A 2671-nucleotide genomic window follows, 5' to 3' on the forward strand; every position below is an offset into this window, starting at 1 on the left:
ACCAAAAAGACACATGGAATGTGGCACATTCCATGTGTCTTTTTATATATTATGGAGCCTAGCGGGATCGAACCGCTGACCTCCTGCGTGCAAGGCAGGCGCTCTCCCAGCTGAGCTAAGGCCCCAAGAAAATTTATAAAAAAAGTGAGCCATGTAGGATTCGAACCTACGACCCTCTGATTAAAAGTCAGATGCTCTACCAACTGAGCTAATGGCTCGTACATTGTAGAAAAGAAATGGCTGGGGAACCTGGATTCGAACCAGGGCGTGACGGAATCAAAATCCGTTGCCTTACCGCTTGGCTATACCCCAACAATCAAATCTAAAAAATGGTGGAGGGGGGCGGATTCGAACCGCCGAACCCGAAGGAACGGATTTACAGTCCGTCGTGTTTAGCCACTTCACTACCCCTCCAAGGGTAAAAAATTATGGTGGAGGATGACGGGCTCGAACCGCCGACCCTCTGCTTGTAAGGCAGATGCTCTCCCAGCTGAGCTAATCCTCCGTTAAAAAGTACTACTTGCTTTTGGTTATTTTTACGTCCTGGTTATTGTTACGTAAAAAATTTGGTGACCCCTACGGGATTCGAACCCGTGTTACCGCCGTGAAAGGGCGGTGTCTTAACCGCTTGACCAAGGGGCCTAAAAACAACATTCTAACGAGTATGTATTTTTGGAAATAAGCTTCCAACCGGGCTCGAACCGGTGACCTCTTCCTTACCATGGAAGCACTCTACCTGCTGAGCTATGGAAGCAAGAAGATAAGGCTTTAAAACGATTTATTCACATCAACCTCGAAGCGAACAAGATTTATTCTAATGGACTAGCAATAGAAAGTAAAGAGTTTTTTTCATTTTTCTCGGAAATTTTATACTTTAGGTATAAGAACTCTATATATCCGATTATTTTACCTTGAACTTTATGTTTTGTTCTTTTTAATAGTCATTATCTGCCACTAGTGATCGTGGTTTCATTCTTTCAATTATTCTTTTATTTCCATATTTTTTATTGTTATTTCCATTTTTCGGATCGACTTTAAAGCACTTGCGAAGGTAATCTCACTAGGAAGCACACCCTCTTAAGAGGTCAAGCGAAGTCACTTGACCTCTTAAAATCCAAAAAAGATAATAATATTAAGTCTATTTAAAGACTTGCTTATCCCATTTAATTGCTTTAAAAATAATATTTAACATATATAAAATTAATGTCTCTTATTCTAAGTTTATATTTCCATAGTTTTGAAAGCGCTATCAGAATTTGGGTATTTCAGAAAAACTACATAAATTTATTTTGGAGGTGAACGTTTTTTTCTTGTTTGGCTTAGAAGAAAAGATTACCAATCTGAAGGGAGATTCATATGAATAGATTATTTAAAAAAATTAGTCGTTCAGCATTCGTGTGCCTTTTAGTATTAGGCTCATTCTTTATGACACTTCAACCCGCTTCTGCAGAGGTTGATAAAAAGTTTAGTGAACCAGAGAATCTAGGAGCTCAAATAAGAAGTGTCGCTATTTATGATTCAACCTACGGAAAAGAAGATGGCCGTGATGTCATGTACACAACAGCCTCAGGTGCCCCTGCAATTTTTCAAGTTATTGATTTAGTCAGTCAAAAAGTGCTTAGAACATATTCTCTAGAAGGTTCTGGAAGTTCTTGGTCCCATATCACTGTTCCTAACGGAAATGTTTATATTGGGGGCGATGGAGAACTTTATGAATACTCTCCTGAAGCAAAAGAGGTTGTAAATCTTGGTGGAATTGGTGAAAGCGTAGTTTATGGACTTTCATATGATGAAGAAGGAAGAGTATACTTTGGATCATTTCCTAATGCTAAAGCAGGAAGATACGACCCAAATACAGGGGAAATGAAAGACTATGGAAGCGTTGCACCAGGTCAAGAATATTCCCGCTCCACCGCCTACCATGATGGATACTTATATCTCGGTATCGGTATACATGGATATTTAGTTAAACTAAATGTGGAAACAGGCGAATCGGAAAGAATTAATTTACCAATTGGCGCTGTTGCTGGCAGTACAAATATTTGGCAACTAGATTCTGCCGGAAAGTATATTATTGCCGGAATTGGTGGAGGAAATAATGCACTACTGTTCTATGACACTGAAACCGGAGAATGGAGCGATACCTTCTATACGGGAAATAAAGGTTTACGTATTGTCCATGGGAAACCTGGCAGTAATAGTGTTTATTTTTTACAAGGAACTGTATTGAAAGAAGTGGATTTAACAACTTTAGTTGCAACTGATACCGGAGTTAAATTTGGGACTTTTCTGAGAAATACTGCGTGGGTTGAAGTACCAAATGATCCAGAGCTGCCTGGCTTATCATTAGTAACAGTGCAATTTGGAGGCGCAGTAAGCTTTATTAACTTAGAAACTAAGAAAGTAAAATCCATTAAATATCCAATAGTTGGAAATCCGATTCCAATCCAAACATTAGAAAAAGCTAATAACGGCAAGCTCTATATGAGTGGCTATCCGGGAGGCACTGCCTCATCTTATGATCCTTCCACTGGTGTAACAGAATCATTTACACTCGGACAAGCTGAAGGAATGGCTGCAATTGGGGACAAAATGTATTTCGGAGTCTACCCAAGTGCGGTGATGTATGAATTAGATACCACAAAGCCTTTATCGGATACGAGTGGATTAA

7 tRNA genes and 1 pseudogene are annotated in these 2671 nt (G+C 39.5%); 1 reads left to right on the top strand and 7 read right to left on the bottom strand.

From position 1 onward, the window contains the following. Window positions 1–52: 52 nt before the first annotated feature. From WBG45_RS09935 to WBG45_RS09965, 7 genes are all read right to left on the bottom strand, one after another. A tRNA-Ala gene (locus WBG45_RS09935) sits at window positions 53–125 on the bottom strand. A 20-nt stretch (window positions 126–145) separates the two neighbouring features. Next, window positions 146–218, bottom strand: a tRNA-Lys gene (locus WBG45_RS09940). A 19-nt stretch (window positions 219–237) separates the two neighbouring features. After that, window positions 238–312 (bottom strand) — tRNA-Gln (locus tag WBG45_RS09945). 18 nt (window positions 313–330) lie between these two features. Next, window positions 331–414 (bottom strand) — tRNA-Tyr (locus WBG45_RS09950). A gap of 15 nt (window positions 415–429) precedes the next feature. Beyond that, window positions 430–505, bottom strand: a tRNA-Val gene (locus WBG45_RS09955). Between the two features lie 62 nt (window positions 506–567). Beyond that, window positions 568–642 (bottom strand) — tRNA-Glu (locus WBG45_RS09960). 39 nt (window positions 643–681) lie between these two features. Further along, a tRNA-Thr gene (locus tag WBG45_RS09965) sits at window positions 682–754 on the bottom strand. A 602-nt stretch (window positions 755–1356) separates the two neighbouring features. On the opposite strand from WBG45_RS09965, the pseudogene WBG45_RS09970 reads away from it, so the two are divergent. Beyond that, a pseudogene (locus tag WBG45_RS09970) lies at window positions 1357–2671 on the top strand (FIMAH domain-containing protein); the annotation flags it as partial.

It is taken from the genome of Paenisporosarcina sp., assembly GCF_049671445.1.
Lineage (GTDB): Bacteria > Bacillota > Bacilli > Bacillales_A > Planococcaceae > Paenisporosarcina.